Here is a 15,911-nt window from a genome sequence, read left to right as displayed (position 1 = left end):
CATCTAGGAAAGCGGGGAATACTCGTGCTGCTTCCACAAATAAATGATCCTCAGCAACTTAAATCTTTGTCAGTCGAGGAGCTGGCAGCCCTTGCGGAAGAAATCCGCCGGTTTTTAATAGACAAACTTACAGTAACCGGAGGGCATCTCGGATCCAACCTGGGGGTAGTGGAGCTCACGCTGGCCCTGCATTACTGCTATGACAGTCCCCGGGACAAGATGATATATGACGTCGGTCATCAGGCGTATGTACACAAGATACTGACTGGCCGCCAGGACCGGTTTGATACACTGCGCAAGCAGGGCGGCTTATGCGGCTTTGTGAAGCGTTCGGAGAGCGAGCATGATGTCTGGGAAGCCGGACACAGCAGTACCTCTTTGTCTGCCGCAATGGGAATGGCTATGGCCCGGGATTTGAAGGGCGAGGACAATAGGGTCATCGCTGTGATCGGCGACGGCGCGCTTACCGGGGGGATGGCCTTTGAGGCGCTGAACCATATTGGACATGAGCGCCGCAAGCTGATGGTTATCCTCAATGACAATGAGATGTCTATTGCACCGAATGTAGGAGCCATGCATAATTATTTGAGCAAAATCCGCTCGGACCGCCATTATCTGCGTGCGAAGGATGAAGTGGAAGGCCTGCTCAAGAAAATCCCGGCGATTGGCGGGCGGCTGGCCAAGACGGCGCAGAATGTGAAGGACGGCCTGAAGAACATGCTCGTTCCCGGTGTTCTGTTCGAAGAGCTCGGATTCACATATCTGGGACCCGTGGATGGTCATGATCTGGAGAAAATGATCGACACCTTCCATCAGGCAGATAATGTGTCTGGTCCTGTGTTGGTACATGTGCTGACGACGAAGGGCAAAGGCTACAAACCGGCCGAAACGGACTTCTATAAATCACATGCGATCTCACCCTACAAAATTGAATCCGGCCAGTCCCTTAAGGCTGTGAAGGCTGTAAGCCACCCGATGTATACTGAAGTATTCGGGGAGACGCTGATTGAGCTAGGCCGGCAGGATTCAAGACTGATTGCGGTCACACCGGCAATGCCGGGCGGCTCGGGCCTGTTCCCGTTCGCCAAGGAATTCCCGGACCGGATGATCGATGTCGGTATTGCTGAGCAGCATGCGGCCACACTGTGCGCCGCTCTGGCCATGGAGGGGATGAAACCGGTCTATGCCGTCTACTCCACTTTTATGCAGCGTGCCTATGACCAGATTGTCCATGATATCTGCAGACATAACGCTAATGTAATGTTTGCGATCGACCGCGCCGGTTTTGTCGGTGCGGACGGGGAGACCCATCAAGGGGTATATGATATAGCGTTCATGCGGCACATCCCGAATATAGTGCTTATGATGCCTAAGGATGAGAATGAGCTGCGCCATATGATGAAGACGGCATTGGAATACAATGACGGACCAATCGCTTACCGTTATCCGCGGATTGAGGGCACCGGGGCGGCTGTAGATGCCGAACTGCATTGTCTGTCTATCGGCTCCTGGGAGCGTCTGCGTCCGGGAGATGACTACGCAGTGCTGGCCTGCGGCCCTATGGTTCAGTTAGCCGAGGAGGCAGCTGAGCTGCTGAAGCGTGAAGGCATTCAGGTTAGCGTAGTGAACGCCAGGTTCCTGAAGCCGCTGGATAATACCATGCTGCTTGAACTGGCTCATGCCGGAACCAGCATGGTTGTGCTTGAAGAAGCCAGCCAGGCAGGCAGTCTCGGCAGCGCTGTGCTCGAATTCTATGCGGAACATGAGATTTATGATGCACGTGTCCACTTGATGGGCGTGCCGGATATCTTCGTTGAGCATGGTTCGATCAAGGAGCAGCGTCAGGAAACCGGCCTCACCATTGAAGCCTTATGTGCGCGGATCAAGGCGATGCAGGCATTGAGCACTTATACCTACAAGTCGACTTCCAATTCCTGAGTACAGGGTGGAAGCCGGACCCAAGTGACCAGGAGATGAACATGGAACACCCTAAGGAACGTATAGATGTACTGTTAGTAGAGCAAGGCTTCTACGACAGCCGTGAGAAGGCCAAGGCAGCAATCATGGCGGGTCTTGTGCTGGCGAATGAAGAACGGATTGAGAAGCCGGGAATGAAGGTGCTGCGCAGCTCTGTCTTAAGAGTCAAAGGAGCTGTGCATCCCTACGTCAGCCGGGGCGGCCTGAAGCTGGAGAAGGCGCTGCGGCAGTTCGGCATTGACCTGAACGGAAGGAATATGCTGGATATCGGCTCTTCTACAGGAGGCTTCACCGATTGTGCGCTCCAGAACGGGGCAGCACATGTGTATGCTATTGATGTCGGCCATAACCAGCTGGACTGGAGCCTGCGCAACGACGAGCGGGTAACTGTAATGGAGCAGACCAACTTCCGCTACATGACCCCGCCAGACCTGAAGGGGCCGGTACCTGACTTTGCCAGTATTGATGTGTCCTTTATCTCGCTGAAGATTATTCTGCCGCCGTTGATGGCGCTCCTGAACCGACCGTCCGATATCGCTGCGCTGATCAAGCCGCAGTTCGAGGCCGGACGTGAAAAGGTTGGGAAATCCGGTGTAGTCCGCGAATCCGCCGTTCACAAAGAGGTGCTAGTTAATGTGCTGTCTATGGCGGCCGAGCTGGGCTATAAGCTGGAAGGGCTGACCTTCTCTCCAATTACCGGAGGGGAAGGTAATATTGAATTTCTGGCCCACTGGAAGCTACTGCCTGAAACAGTGGACAACTCTCCGGATGAACAGCACGAACAGCTGCTTTTCCCGGCTGAAGTACAGCCGAATCCTTTCGCCGCGCTTGCCGAATCCGTCATCAAGGAAGCGAATGCAACCTTTAGCGCTACGAACAATGGAAACTCATCTAAACGATGAGTTTCTTTTGCTGCAATAATAACGAATGAAATGATCTGCCGGTTCTGCTTGCAATAAACCAGTTGTTCCCTACAAGCAGGATTTCGCCTGCCCTCACGCGAATAGATTCACCGAGGTGATGGGAGTGGCGAGCTCTGACAAGGCCGTTGTGGCACTCATTGGACTGGCGGCGGCAATCTTTATCATTTACCGGATCTACATCTGGCTCCAAGGCTCCCCAAGATCGTTCATGAAGGACCGGGTGCCGATCAATACCATTATTCAGCCTCATCCTTCCATCGGACTATTAGAGGATGCCGGTTACGAGGTCATTGGCGGCAAGCTGAAGATTCCTTTGTCCTTTCAAGTGAACGGGGCACCGATGTACAGCAGGCTGTTCATTGATTATGTGGCCAGCAAAGATGAGGAGCATTTCTATCTGGTTATTCTGTCCCGGCCGCGCAAAGGGCTTGAGTTCACCGGCAGCGGACTTCGCGACACCTTGCTTCCTTATCTGCTGATCTATCCGGATTGCAGCGGTGTGCTGTACGTGGATACGGTGAATTCAGCAATTCATGTAATTAAGTTAGGCAAAGACGATGGTGAATCCAATTGAGATCAACTTATAAATACGGGAGGCAACAATGAAGGGACACAGGCACATCAAAATAAGAGAAATTATTACGCAGAGGGAGATCGAGACCCAGGATGACCTGGTTGAGGCTCTGCGTGAATCCGGATTTCAGGTTACCCAGGCTACAGTATCACGGGATATAAAGGAACTGCTGCTGATTAAGGTACCGATGGATGACGGGCGCTACAAATACTCCCTGCCGACTGACCAGCGCTATAATCCGACCCAGAAGCTTAAGCGGGTGCTGGTGGATAATTTTGTGCAGATCGATTTCTCCGCCAACCTTGTGGTCATGAAATGTCTTCCGGGAACAGCCAATTCTGTGGCTGCACTGATTGATAATATTGACTGGCCGCAAATTATGGGCACCATCTCGGGCGATGACACCATTCTGATTATCTGCCACCAGCCGGAGGACAGCAAAGGCGTTATTGCACAAATTATGGGCTACATCTCATAACTCTATCACACGTTTAGACTTAAATAATCGATCATCTTTTCGGAGGTGCTGTATTCGTGTTAGACACGTTATCAATCCGCAATCTGGCCGTCGTTGAGGCGGTGGATGTGCATTTTTATCCCGGCTTTCATGTTCTTACAGGGGAGACGGGGGCAGGGAAATCGATTATTATCGATGCGCTAGCACTCATTGCCGGGGGCCGCGGTTCTGCGGACTCTATCCGGTATGGGTGTGAAAAGGCAGAAATGGAAGCGCTTTTCAGCTTGCCTGGAACCCACCCGGTCTGGGATACGCTGGAACGTCTTGGCATTGGAGCAGAACGCGAAGAGCATCTGGTGATCCGCCGGGAGATTACCGCTCAAGGCAAAAGCACTTCGCGGGTGAACGGCCAGATGGTCAATCTCAGCATGCTACGGGAAATCGGTGAACAGCTGGTTAACATCCACGGGCAGCATGAGCATCAGAACCTGCTGAAGGCAGAACGTCATCTGGGGCTGCTGGATACTTACGGCGAAGCTGTGATTGGCCCGCTTAAATCTGACTACCAGGAGAAATATACGGCCTTCGCCAAAGTGGAAAAAGAACTCCGGGAACTTCAGGAATCCAGTCAAAAAGCGTATCAAATGCTTGATTTGTACCGTTTTCAGCTAGAGGAAATTTCTGCTGCTGGACTAAAACCGGGAGAAGATGAATTACTTAACGAAGAAAGGGTCAAACTATCCCACAGTGAGAAAATGATGGATTCAGTATCCGGCGCATACGAGCTGCTGTATGACAGGCAAGGGCTTGAATCCATCGGGAGTGTCATCTCCAAGCTGGAGGATGCGATCCGTTATGACGAGAAGGGCCTGAGAGCTGTATTCGAGCAGCTGCAGTCGTCGTATTATCAGCTGGAGGATGCGGCCTTTCAATTACGTGACTACCGTGAAGAGATCGAATTCAACCCGGCGCGGCTGGAGGAAATTGAGAACCGTTTGGATCTGATCACAGGGCTGCGGCGCAAATACGGGGATAGTGTTGAGCAGATTCTGGCTTATTATGAGCAGATTCACCGGGAGACCGATCTTCTGGAGAATAAGGACGAATACATTGAGAAATTGACGGCCAAACGCGATGGCCTGCTCGGCACTTTAATGAAAGCTGCCGGAGCACTTAGCGCGGCACGCCGCCAGTGTGCTACGGATCTCGCTTCGCAAGTGGAAGGTGAGCTGAAGGATCTGCAGATGGAGCGGACTTCGCTTCAGGTCAAAATGGATACACTTGAAGATCCGCGTGGTATTGAGTATCAGGACCGCCGTTACCGTCTGACCCGGCAGGGGATCGACAGCGCGGAGTTCATGATCTCCCCGAACCCGGGCGAGCCCCTGCGGCCGCTGGGCAAAATCGCTTCCGGCGGTGAGCTGTCGCGGATCATGCTGGCGATGAAGAGCATTTTTGCCCGGCATGATGCCATTCCTGTCCTGATCTTCGATGAAGTGGATACCGGTGTCAGCGGGCGCGCGGCTCAATCCATTGCGGATAAATTATACAAGCTGTCCTCCACCTGTCAGGTGTTCTCCATTACTCACTTGCCGCAGGTGGCCTGTATGGCGGATCATCAATATCTGATTGTCAAAAAAGTCGAAGACGGACGCACGATGACCGAAGTGGACTCCCTCTCGGCAGAGGGCCGGGTCCTTGAGCTGGCCCGTATGCTGGGTGGTGTGGAAATTACCGAAAAAACATTGCATCACGCACAGGAAATGCTCGGTTTGGCCGAGGCCAGCAAAGCTGCTGCTGGGTAAGCGGGACAATGATTGACAGTAATAAAAGCCTGGGGGCAAGGTTATCTTATAGGTACGCAATTGGCGACCACCTTTTTCGTCAAGCGAAAGAAGCAAAAGGGAGCGTGACAGCCATTGAAGCCGAACCTCAGGAAGTTAATGCCCGGCCTTTTATTTGCCTTCTTTCTCAGTTTAACAGGCATAACGGGACCTCAACAGAGCTTTGCAGCACCGCTAGAACATCAGCCGCATAAAGCGGTTCAGGGGAATGACAATGAGCTTAGAGTCATCCCGGGAGGTCAGACGATTGGTGTGAAAGTGAAGTCAGCAGGGGTTCTGGTCGTGGGCCATCATCTGATTGAAGTATCGGAGCAGTCCAAGATTTCACCCGGCGAGAACAGCGGACTGATGCCTGGTGATCTGATGATCTCCATTAATGGAGTCAAGCTGGATGAGGTATCCAAGGTAGCAAAGCTTGTGGAACGTGCCGGTAAAAGCAATGATTCCTTAAGTATTGTGTACAAACGCAGCGGCAAAGAGCACAAAGCTCAGCTAAAACCCGCGTATGACCGCAATGACAAGGTATGGAGACTGGGGCTCTACATCCGCGATTCCGCAGCAGGTGTGGGTACCCTGACTTTCTATGCTCCGAAACAAGGCGTATACGGTGCTCTGGGGCATGTCATTACCGACATGAACACCGGTACACCGATCGTTGTCGGCAGCGGCCATATCGTCCAGTCCAGTGTCACCTCCATTTCCAAAAGCCAGGATGGCGATCCTGGGGAGAAACGGGCTCATTTTCTGAAGGAAAGCCAGGTTCTTGGTAATGTGGAGAGCAATACGGATTTCGGAATCTTCGGCAAAATGACCCGTAATCCAGAGCACAGCCTGTACCAGGAACCGATACCCGTTGCAATGAGCGCAGAAGTGAAGGAAGGCCCGGCACAGATTCTTACAGTAGTCGATGGTCAGCAGGTGGAACGTTTCAATGTGGAGATCATTCATGTGGCACGCCAGCAGACTCCGGCGACCAAAGGAATGGTGCTGCGCATCACCGATTCCCGTCTGATTGATAAGACCGGCGGGATTGTTCAGGGGATGAGCGGCAGCCCGATTGTCCAGAATGGCCGGCTGATCGGTGCAGTGACCCATGTATTCGTCAATGATCCCAAGTCGGGTTACGGCTGCTTCATCGAATGGATGCTTCGTGACTCCGGTGTGGTGCAACAAGAGAATTTGCTTCCCTACAATCTTAAGGCGGTTTAGCCTTAAGATTTTTTGTCGAAGGCCAACGAGAAACATCGAATCGTGAAACAAAATATTTAATTATAAATCAACGCCGAAAAAAAATAAAGAAAAATAATTTTCGACAGAAGGATATTCAATCTTCATGTCGAAAACTTAAGGGAGAGAAGATAATAAGGAGGAAGTAGCCAGTGCAGAATATTGAAGTGTTGTTGGCCGATGATAACAGGGAGTTCACTAACTTGCTTGCCGAATACATTACCGAACAGGAAGATATGACCGTGACAGGCATTGCCTATAATGGTGAAGAAGTGCTTCAAATGCTGAGCGGAGCACGCAAAATTCCCGATGTCCTTATTCTTGATATCATTATGCCGCATCTGGACGGCCTCGGCGTTCTGGAACGCCTGCGCGATATGGATCTGAACCCTCAGCCGAAGATCATCATGCTGACCGCTTTCGGCCAGGAGAACATCACCCAAAGAGCGGTTCAGCTCGGAGCATCTTATTATATTTTGAAGCCTTTCGATATGGAGGTTCTGGCGAACCGTGTGCGTCAGCTTGTGGGTGCCCAAGGCAGCATGAGCACTTCTGCCAGCATGTCCGGCTATTCGAGTTCCAGATCTTCCAGTAATGTGGTGCCTTTGTCCAAAGGAAAGAATCTGGATGCCAATATTACATCGATCATTCATGAAATCGGCGTACCTGCGCATATTAAAGGTTATCAGTACCTGCGTGAAGCCATTACCATGGTCTACAACAATATCGAGATTCTGGGTGCTATCACCAAGACACTCTACCCTGCCATTGCCGAGAAATTCAAGACAACGCCTTCACGTGTGGAGCGCGCCATCCGCCATGCGATCGAAGTCGCCTGGACCCGTGGCAACATCGACAGCATCTCCCTACTGTTCGGCTATACCATTAATATCTCCAAATCCAAGCCAACTAACTCGGAATTTATTGCCATGGTAGCCGACAAGCTGCGCATTGAGCATAAGGTGTCTTGAAAGGGTTAGGATTAGGATACGTGAAGATTTAACGGGGAACTGATGAGTCAATCAGTTTCTGCTGAGAATATGTACAAAACACTCCTTCATGGGTATGCAAATCCCTTGAAGGAGTTTTTTTAAAGTAATGTTATAAAATAAAATAATATAAATGGAAAATATTAGATTGAATATATATTATGTAGTCTATGCGGCCGATCTTTGAGAAATATGGAATGAGCATTGAATGGGGTAATGTTACGAAAACAGTAACTGCAACGAAAGAGGGTACGGTCATTAAATTAACGCATAATTCTCATGATGGAGTTATTAATGGAGAAAAGGTTGCTTTAACTCAGGTTCCGACCTTAGAACCGAACAACAATATATTTTACGTTAATCTGAGATTTATCTCTGAAGCATTAGGGGCAGCGGTTCAATGGAATAAAACAAACGATGATGCCTCAATCTACATTAGCTTTCCTGAATAATTGTTAAAATTAAAAAAGGTGATCCCCAACTCAACCGGTTAGGAATCACCTTTTGTATGTTTTTTTAGTTAATCGTCTGGTTAGACAAGCCGTTCAGGTAAGCATCTGCTTCTTCATAGGTCGGGTAGTGGACAGCGAATTTGCCGAACAATCGCTTCATCTGCATTTTCCATACCGGGGAATCTGCAACGTAGACCCAGCCGCCAACACCTGAGGCAATCGCCAGGTCGCCCGTCGGAGCAAGCAAAGCTGCTACTTCCGGAGACAGTACAGTAGGGGAACCCGTTACATCGGTTACGCCGGTGAATCCCGGTTTCAGTTTCTTCAGAGCACTCTCGAAATCGGCTATGTATGCAGGCACATCACCTTCGGTGAGGCCATAGGCTCTAACAATCACCTGATTTTTCGCTACATTTACTTCCATGGTGTAAGACATAATAATTCCCCCAGTAGTGATTTTGATTATACATTAGTCTTTATCGGATAATAATGCAGTGTATTTGAGAGAATAAGGAAATCAAATCAGATCCGTTCACAGTTATGGGAATTACCTCCATTTAAAGCGGATTTAGCCTTAAGTTTAGCTGCCCTTGAGTGCTAATGTTGGATTTTTTATTGATTCTGCCTAAAGAATTTACACAAACAATTGTTATAATGAAACACAAATTGTTATCTTGTGTTATGATATAGGTAGAGGTGGCTCCTATGAACGATTTCGATAACTATCCCGATGAGCTGGGGAATTTCATCCGGCACTTCCGCAAAGCTCGAGGTTTGACCTTACGAGGGCTTGAAGAGAAGAGCGGCATCAGCTATTCACAGCTTAGCAAGATTGAACGGGGAGAGAGTATTCCGCTTAAAGATAACCTGGACAAGATCATTGAGGCGCTCGGAGGGGATCTTAAGAACCGGATGTATCATTTGGCAGACTACATGCCTGACATTGAATACATTAAGACTCTCAAGCAGGGCTACAAGCTGCCGCAGCATAATCAGTCCCAGGATTACATCTATGAAACGGCGTTTAACAAGCTGAAGGAGTTCCGGGCTAAGGAAGACAAAGAAACGTCATATGTTTCGTTTGATTCTGACGAAGTTATCGTTTATGAAACGGAATATGGGGCAGGAATGGTAATAGAGAAGATCGAGAAATACAACCTGACCGACGTCCTGAACGATATATTCGAGGGAAGTCTGGATAGCCTCCGCAAACAGCCCCGCAAAGGGCGTCAGGCCTATTTGTTCGGAGAGTGGCTCCGCGAATGCATCTATGAACTGAAGGAAGAAGAGCAGGATCAGGTTATCCAGTCATTGAAGGAATTCACTCAGTTCAAAGTCCAGCAGATCAAGGGCGTGTATAAGTGAAGAAGGACCTAGCTCAGCTTGTTGTCAAAAATGAATAATGTTGCCCTTTCTTGCAGCCATCTATTCATCTTGATCCATAAACAACTACAAATGGTTAGACAGAAAAGGGGATACGAATCATGAGAATCAATATGAAGTTTACCAGCAAAGGTAAAGCTGCAATCGAGAATTTCAATAACGATGAGCTGTTGGAGATCTTTGCAAGATACATCAAAACACTTACTAAGAAATACGATATTGAAGTGGATGTGCCTCTTGAAGTGAACCAGAATATCGTAGGCGACGGTACGATCATCGCCCTGGCGCAGAATGTGAAATGCGATGTGGATACTTTCTTCAAAGAGCTGGGCCGTGATATCAAGGTTCCACTGAAGAAGAGACTCGGCGGCAAGCTGGAGAATGTCTTCAAGACAGAATTCATCGAGTAGTCCCTTGTGTACTAACATAAAAAGCCATCCCCGCACGTATGTGGAGGATGGCTTTTTTGCGTCTGTGCATACTGTTCAGTATAGCCTTTCAGCGCTCACAGCTGAGGGTTACTCTACAGAAGCAGACAGCAGGCTGGAGATTACTTTGGCGGCTTCAGCGCGTGTGGCAGTAGCCTTAGGGGCGAAGCTGCCGTCTGTGCGTCCAGCGATAATCTTCTTATCGACAGCGACGGCTACAGCGGATGTTGCCCAAGCGCTGATGGAAGCCGAATCGCTGAAGCTGACTGCTGTGGAGGCAGTCAAGATTTTACCGGCACGAAGATCCAGCCCCTGCTTCACCATAACCGCCATCTGTTCACGGGTGATGGATGCATTAGGTGCGAAGGTATCGGCGGTTAGACCGCTTACCAGCTTGTTCTCATGAGCTGCTGCAACGGCACCTGCATACCAGGCGGATGCGGGTACATCTTTAAAGGCTGGAGATACGTTGACTTGTAGCTTCAAGGCTTTGGTCAGCAAGCTGGCGAATTCTGCGCGGGTTACCAGGCCGTTCGGATCAAAAGTATCGGCTGTTTTGCCGGAAATGATCTTATCCGCAGTGAGGCTATTGATGTAACCAGCCGCCCAGTGTGACACGGGAACATCCTTGAATACTGCAACGGCAGGCTGTTGCGTAACCGGATCGGCAGCGGGTAGAGATGGCGTTACAGCCTTGCTCACGTCCAGTGTGAAGACACCAAAGCCCTTCTCATCCACTTGACCTGTATAGGCAATGTTATCCGTCGATTTGGCATAGGCCTCTGCTTTGGGAGATGAGGTGAAGGTGACCTTCACATTCCCGGAGATTGGTGCAATCGACCAGTTGTTGTCGGCGGACGGATTAATGGTCTTGCTGGCCGTGATATAATCCATCAGGATCTGGCGGTTCTCATCCGGTGAGTCGATGATGTATTTGCTGCCTTTGACACCAGGGAAGTTACCGCCGCCGCTTGCACGGTAGTTGTTGGTTGCCATGATGAAATCCTGATTCGGATCAATCGTTTTGCCGTTATACTGCAGATTGATAATCCTGGTGGAGGAGGCGTCATTCACGGTACCATCCGGTTTGTACTTGGCTGGTTTGGTAACATCGACCTGATAAGTTACACCATCAATTACGTCGAAGTTATAGACGGCGAAGGAGGAATTAAGCAGTTCCTGCGCATTTGTAGCGGACGGATCGATCTGATTGAATTTGCCCGCAGACATTTCCAGCCATTCCTTGACCACAGAACCCTTCACGAGAATCGCCTTCAGCGTATTGTCGTACAGGTACAGGTCACCTGCGCTCTTAATGGCCAGTGGACCCTGAGCAATATCAGTATATTCTTCCGGGCCGTTACGTCCGGCCTTAAATGGAGCACCGACGGACAGAACCGGGATACCTGCATATTGCGGAAGATTAACTTTGATGTAATTCTCTACATACTGTTTCTGCGCAGTGGTAACGATCTGTACGGATGGATCATCCTGAACCAGTCCGAAGTAGCTGTAGATCGGAGCGGTCGTAGTGCCAATTGGACTGTTCGCATAGGCTATCGTTGCTTCATGATCGGCCTGCACGGCATCCACAATGGCCTGATCCACGTCTACCGTAGATTTTTTGGCAACGGCATCATAGATGGCTTTGGTGGAGGATTGCGATGAAGTGACCTTCCACTTGCCATCTGTTTTTTCCAGAGTCAGATCGATCAGGCCCAGATTACTGCCGCCGTAGCCGGCCTGTACTGCCGGGACACCGTTGATGGTTCCTTTGGCATTGTCGACACCAGGCAATACTTTGCCGGAGGCATCCTTGAAGAGGACATCCAGCGACTTCTCATCTGCTGCGGGGAATACTTTATGCGTATGAGAGAAGGTGATCGCATCAATACCGGCAACCTTACTCAGCGGGAAAATAGCATCCTCTGCCTTCACATAAGCTTCGGCACTGCCGTTAAACCCGGAATGGGTCATGGCCATAATCAGATCTGCACCGGCTGCGCGCATCTGTGGAATGAATTTCTCAGCTGTAGCTACGATATCCTTGGTAATGATTTTGCCTTCCAGATTGCTCTTGTCCCATTCGGTAATCTGCGGAGTGACAAGGCCGAGCACCCCAATCTTCAGCGTCTGCATATTGCCGGCTTCATCCTTATAGGATTTGGTAATGATCTGATAAGGGCTGTATTTGTTAACATCGTTGTCCGGATTGCTGTCTTTGTCAGCTACATATACATTGGCGTTAATATAAGGGAAATTGGCGCCTTTGATCGCCAGATCCAGGTATTCCAGACCATAGTTGAATTCATGATTGCCGAAGGTGGCCACATCGTACCCCATCAGGTTCATTGCTTTGTACACAGGGTGAATCTCGGTGCCTTTAATCGGGTTCACAAGCGCTTTGTATGTGCCCAGAGGTGTACCCTGGATCAGGTCGCCGTTGTCTACCAGCAACGTATTGCCAACCTCTTGGCGGGCTGCTTTCACTAGATTAGCTGTGCGGGCCAGTCCGACGGTCAGAGACGCAGCGCTCTTATAATAGTCATACGGGAGCAGGTTGGTGTGGATATCTGTAGTCTCCATAATGCGCAGCTCCATGGTAGAGTCAGCCGGCGTAGCTGCCGCGAACATTCCACTGAATGGCAATACAGACAAAGTAATTACGAGTGAAGATAGAACAGTTTTGTGCAATAAGTGCTGGAAATTGTACCTCATGCAATCTTTCATCCCTTCTATTGTCAAGTTAGATAACAAACACAAAGAATAGTATATAGGAAAGATATTAAAATTAAAATTAAAAATTCAAAAAAATTTATCTCAAAATGACAAAAAAGTATATTGCCCGGCAGGCCGGGTCAATATACCAATAAGTAGGATGGCTGTATAGGAGGGCTTGAAAATATGGATCAGGCATCATAATGATCTGAGCCTAACAGATTTCGGCCAGAAAGGACATTCCTGATGATTTCGATAAAATCGACTGAAGCTTTGGCTTCAAGCGCCAATTCATAGATGTTAATTAATTGTTCGTCAGACAATAGCTCAAGTGATGAGGGGCGCGGAGAAGGATGAAAATAATATTCCATTACATTCCTCCATCTGTAGTTGAGAGTGCCAGCAAATAAGTGAATTGTTTTAAGTCATTACGAATCTATCAAAATGGTACCATTTGGAAGCTGATCCGTCTGCTGTCATTCGCCCTCTGAATTCATCTTTACAAAAGATGGGTAATATGGGATAATAATTGGCTTTGGTTCGAACACTTTGTATCTACATTTGTAGTTGGAATATAAATAATCCCGGAACCTGTAAAGTTCCGGGATTATTTATATACTGAATCACAGGCGGAGACTAGGACTCAGACATATTAGATTGGCGAGCATTCAAATATTTCTTGATCCGGGACTCGTTGGACTCCGAAACATGAGCGAATTGTTCTCCTTGATTAAATAAAACGACTTTGCGTTCAATGTCATAGTTTTCAATATTGCTAAGACAAACAACATTGCTGCGGTCCAGACGTTCAAATCCATTATCCTTGTAAGCAGACAACAGATCGGAAAGGGTGGTGGGGAGAACGAATTCGCCTTCTTTCGTATGGACGAATATTGTATTCTTATAGTTAGAGAAATACAATATTTCTTCTTCCTGAATATCCCGGGAAGAGCCGTCGTTTAGTAGAACACGCATGTTGTCCCCATCCTTGTTCGGTTACTTACGTAATTCTTGTGGAGCTTCTGGACTGTGGAATCCTAGCTTCATAACAGCTGCAAAAAAGCGGGCAGATACGTTAAGGGCAGAAGAAGCATGTTTTGCGACCTGTCTTTTCATGATTAGCACCTCCTTTTCCAAGGAATTATTGTAACTGACTGGACTAAAAATGCCAGTCCGATGACGGAGGAAGCCATAAAAAAATTTGAACAAACCATAATAACTGAAATTAATTTTAGTGAAGGGAACCATTTTACTGGGATGTGGGTGTTTTTATCTGGATTTGGTGCAAATAGAAGCATTAGAATTAAGGAAAGACCTGTTACGTACCAAAGAGTGGTACCTGTAAGCTGAAATAAATAGGGGGTCATAGAGCAAATTAAGATCGTCACAATATTGCATGCTGTTGCTGATTTGAGATGAACACCTCCTGAAAAAATACGAAGTGATGAAAGACTTAAATAGAATATTAGGGTCTCTATGAAATTGTTTAATACTAAGCCAATAGACATGGTAACAATAAAAGTTAAGAGGGTATTCAAAATAATACTTAATGAATACTGCATAACTTCAACAGATACTGTTTCTTCAGGGTTAGTTTTCTTTATAGCAAGTGAAATTTTAAGAGCCAAACTGTTCAAAATCATCACCCCGATTTTTTTTGTCCGATTGGTACAGGTATCCAAATAAAAGTAGAGCATAAATTAAAGGTATAATAAAGAAAAATCTGAATAGATGTTCTGCGAAAAATAGCATTAGCATAGCAAATATGATCGAAGGAATTGTTAGAATAAACATCATTTTCTCGCGTTTTCCGATAGTGATTTTTTCATCAGGTTTATCCGGTATAAAGTCAAATCCTTTTCTTTTTTTACCCACGTAATTAGCAATAATAAAGGTAATTGTTGCGGTGAGGATTTGCAATAAATAGATTCCTGTAGAAATCGTTGGATATTTAAGCCCGTACAACCCTGTATAATCAATGATTAAATATAGAAGGGACTGTATTAACAAATAGGATTGGTAAGCAATCGCTGTCATTATAAATGCATAAAATATATGAATGCGAAAAAGTAACCATAAAAAGCAAATAATAAGAGTGTATTGTACTAGAACATCTAGTTCTGCGAGTTGGTAATCGTAGCGGAGGACATAAGAAAAAAACGCCATAATAATACCCGCAAAGATAATCTCTTTAGAATAAAGATCAATCTTGAATAATTTGAATCCAAGATAGAACAATGCAGAGCTTTCTAATACGGATAGAATTATAAAGAGCACAAAATCCAGCATGCCTACACTCCCAAACACCAAAGTAGCTATTCTTGGTGATATTATACATAATAGGATAAAATGCAACAACAGGTTTTGACACTTTCCGGCAAATATTTCTTAAAAAATGTATTTTGAGAGGAGTTTTACCATGATTGAGCGTCCAGAGCAGGGAGAATACACCGAATTCCAGTCTAGGTATATTACACTGGTGCCGCCAGAGGGAGATTTGAAGGTCATTCTAAAAGAGCAGACTCAGCATGTATTGGCTTTGCTTGGCGGGCTGACGGAGCAGCAGGGTGAATACCGCTACGCCCCAGGGAAGTGGAGCATCAAAGAAGTCATCGGGCATCTGACGGATAATGACCGCATTATGTCCTACCGTCTGCTTTGTTTTGCCAGAGGAGAGCAGGCAATGCTGCCTGGGTATGAGGAGAATGATTACGCTGCTGCTGGCGAATTCGACCGCTTCACCCTGCAGGAGATGATCACGCATTACCGGATCGTCCGGGAGTCCACCCTGGCGCTGCTGGATAGTCTGCCGGAGGATTCCTATACACGTAAGGGAAGCTTCGGTGGTATAGCCATGTCGGTTCAGGCGCAGGCCTGTCTGATTATCGGACATGAGCTGCATCATCTGCGGGTCCTTCATGAACGTTACTTGAACTAAA

Annotated in this window: 17 protein-coding genes; 11 read left to right on the top strand and 6 right to left on the bottom strand. The window is 47.8% G+C overall.

Annotated elements, in window-relative coordinates; all coding sequences use genetic code 11:
- The first annotated feature begins 24 nt into the window (after positions 1 to 24).
- From dxs to R50912_RS21850, 8 genes are all read left to right on the top strand, one after another.
- A complete protein-coding gene (dxs, locus tag R50912_RS21885) occupies positions 25 to 1,938 on the top strand; it encodes a 1-deoxy-D-xylulose-5-phosphate synthase (RefSeq protein WP_042237842.1) in 1,914 nt (637 codons plus the stop codon).
- Positions 1,939 to 1,979: 41 nt separating this feature from the next.
- A complete protein-coding gene (locus R50912_RS21880; protein WP_042237840.1) occupies positions 1,980 to 2,879 on the top strand; it encodes a TlyA family RNA methyltransferase in 900 nt (299 codons plus the stop codon).
- Between the two features lie 124 nt (positions 2,880 to 3,003).
- The gene (locus R50912_RS21875) at positions 3,004 to 3,474 is read left to right on the top strand and encodes a hypothetical protein (protein WP_052416600.1); all 471 of its coding nucleotides are present in this window, start codon (positions 3,004 to 3,006) and stop codon (positions 3,472 to 3,474) included.
- Between the two features lie 28 nt (positions 3,475 to 3,502).
- On the top strand, positions 3,503 to 3,952 hold the full coding sequence (gene ahrC, locus R50912_RS21870; RefSeq protein WP_042237838.1) for a transcriptional regulator AhrC/ArgR: 450 nt from the start codon (positions 3,503 to 3,505) through the stop codon (positions 3,950 to 3,952).
- Between the two features lie 56 nt (positions 3,953 to 4,008).
- The gene (recN, locus tag R50912_RS21865) at positions 4,009 to 5,736 is read left to right on the top strand and encodes a DNA repair protein RecN (protein ID WP_042237837.1); all 1,728 of its coding nucleotides are present in this window, start codon (positions 4,009 to 4,011) and stop codon (positions 5,734 to 5,736) included.
- Positions 5,737 to 5,850: 114 nt separating this feature from the next.
- Positions 5,851 to 6,984 carry a SpoIVB peptidase gene (spoIVB, locus tag R50912_RS21860; protein WP_042237836.1) on the top strand — a complete coding sequence of 378 codons (1,134 nt, stop codon included), beginning with the start codon at positions 5,851 to 5,853 and terminating at the stop codon, positions 6,982 to 6,984.
- A 170-nt stretch (positions 6,985 to 7,154) separates the two neighbouring features.
- Complete coding sequence (spo0A, locus tag R50912_RS21855; protein ID WP_042237835.1) at positions 7,155 to 7,973, top strand: sporulation transcription factor Spo0A; 819 nt, start codon at positions 7,155 to 7,157, stop codon at positions 7,971 to 7,973.
- Between the two features lie 188 nt (positions 7,974 to 8,161).
- Entirely contained in the window at positions 8,162 to 8,443 is a 282-nt protein-coding gene (locus R50912_RS21850) for a copper amine oxidase N-terminal domain-containing protein (RefSeq protein WP_081956597.1), read from the top strand.
- 64 nt (positions 8,444 to 8,507) lie between these two features.
- Here R50912_RS21850 and R50912_RS21845 read toward each other — a convergent pair whose 3' ends face one another.
- Positions 8,508 to 8,879: a hypothetical protein gene (locus R50912_RS21845; protein ID WP_042237833.1), complete on the bottom strand. Its 372-nt coding sequence runs from the start codon at positions 8,877 to 8,879 to the stop codon at positions 8,508 to 8,510.
- 269 nt (positions 8,880 to 9,148) lie between these two features.
- On the opposite strand from R50912_RS21845, the gene R50912_RS21840 reads away from it, so the two are divergent.
- The gene (locus R50912_RS21840; protein ID WP_042237829.1) at positions 9,149 to 9,808 is read left to right on the top strand and encodes a helix-turn-helix domain-containing protein; all 660 of its coding nucleotides are present in this window, start codon (positions 9,149 to 9,151) and stop codon (positions 9,806 to 9,808) included.
- Between the two features lie 119 nt (positions 9,809 to 9,927).
- On the top strand, positions 9,928 to 10,236 hold the full coding sequence (locus R50912_RS21835; RefSeq protein ID WP_039300408.1) for a hypothetical protein: 309 nt from the start codon (positions 9,928 to 9,930) through the stop codon (positions 10,234 to 10,236).
- A 108-nt stretch (positions 10,237 to 10,344) separates the two neighbouring features.
- On the opposite strand, the gene R50912_RS21830 is transcribed toward R50912_RS21835, so the two are convergent.
- The 5 genes from R50912_RS21830 to R50912_RS35730 form a co-directional block, all read right to left on the bottom strand.
- On the bottom strand, positions 10,345 to 12,972 hold the full coding sequence (locus R50912_RS21830) for a bifunctional 2',3'-cyclic-nucleotide 2'-phosphodiesterase/3'-nucleotidase (protein WP_042237826.1): 2,628 nt from the start codon (positions 12,970 to 12,972) through the stop codon (positions 10,345 to 10,347).
- A gap of 191 nt (positions 12,973 to 13,163) precedes the next feature.
- Entirely contained in the window at positions 13,164 to 13,343 is a 180-nt protein-coding gene (sda, locus tag R50912_RS21825) for a sporulation histidine kinase inhibitor Sda (protein WP_042237823.1), read from the bottom strand.
- A 265-nt stretch (positions 13,344 to 13,608) separates the two neighbouring features.
- Positions 13,609 to 13,947, bottom strand: coding sequence for a LytTR family DNA-binding domain-containing protein (locus tag R50912_RS21820; RefSeq protein WP_042237821.1), 339 nt, complete (start codon positions 13,945 to 13,947; stop codon positions 13,609 to 13,611).
- A gap of 143 nt (positions 13,948 to 14,090) precedes the next feature.
- Entirely contained in the window at positions 14,091 to 14,609 is a 519-nt protein-coding gene (locus R50912_RS34415; protein ID WP_197072954.1) for an accessory gene regulator ArgB-like protein, read from the bottom strand.
- Positions 14,590 to 15,261, bottom strand: a complete 672-nt coding sequence (locus tag R50912_RS35730; protein ID WP_042237819.1) for a hypothetical protein — start codon at positions 15,259 to 15,261, stop codon at positions 14,590 to 14,592. Before R50912_RS35730 ends, R50912_RS34415 begins: the two co-directional genes overlap by 20 nt.
- 130 nt (positions 15,262 to 15,391) lie before the next feature.
- Here R50912_RS35730 and R50912_RS21810 point away from each other — a divergent pair, with 130 nt between their 5' ends.
- Positions 15,392 to 15,910 (top strand): DinB family protein, encoded by a 519-nt coding sequence (locus tag R50912_RS21810; protein WP_042237817.1) that lies wholly within the window; start codon positions 15,392 to 15,394, stop codon positions 15,908 to 15,910.
- Position 15,911: the final 1 nt, after the last annotated feature.

Origin of the sequence: Paenibacillus sp. FSL R5-0912, assembly GCF_000758605.1 — a bacterium.
Lineage (GTDB): Bacteria > Bacillota > Bacilli > Paenibacillales > Paenibacillaceae > Paenibacillus_AQ.
The sequence above is the reverse complement of the archived record's forward strand: the minus strand, read 5'-3'. Positions and strand labels throughout refer to the sequence as shown.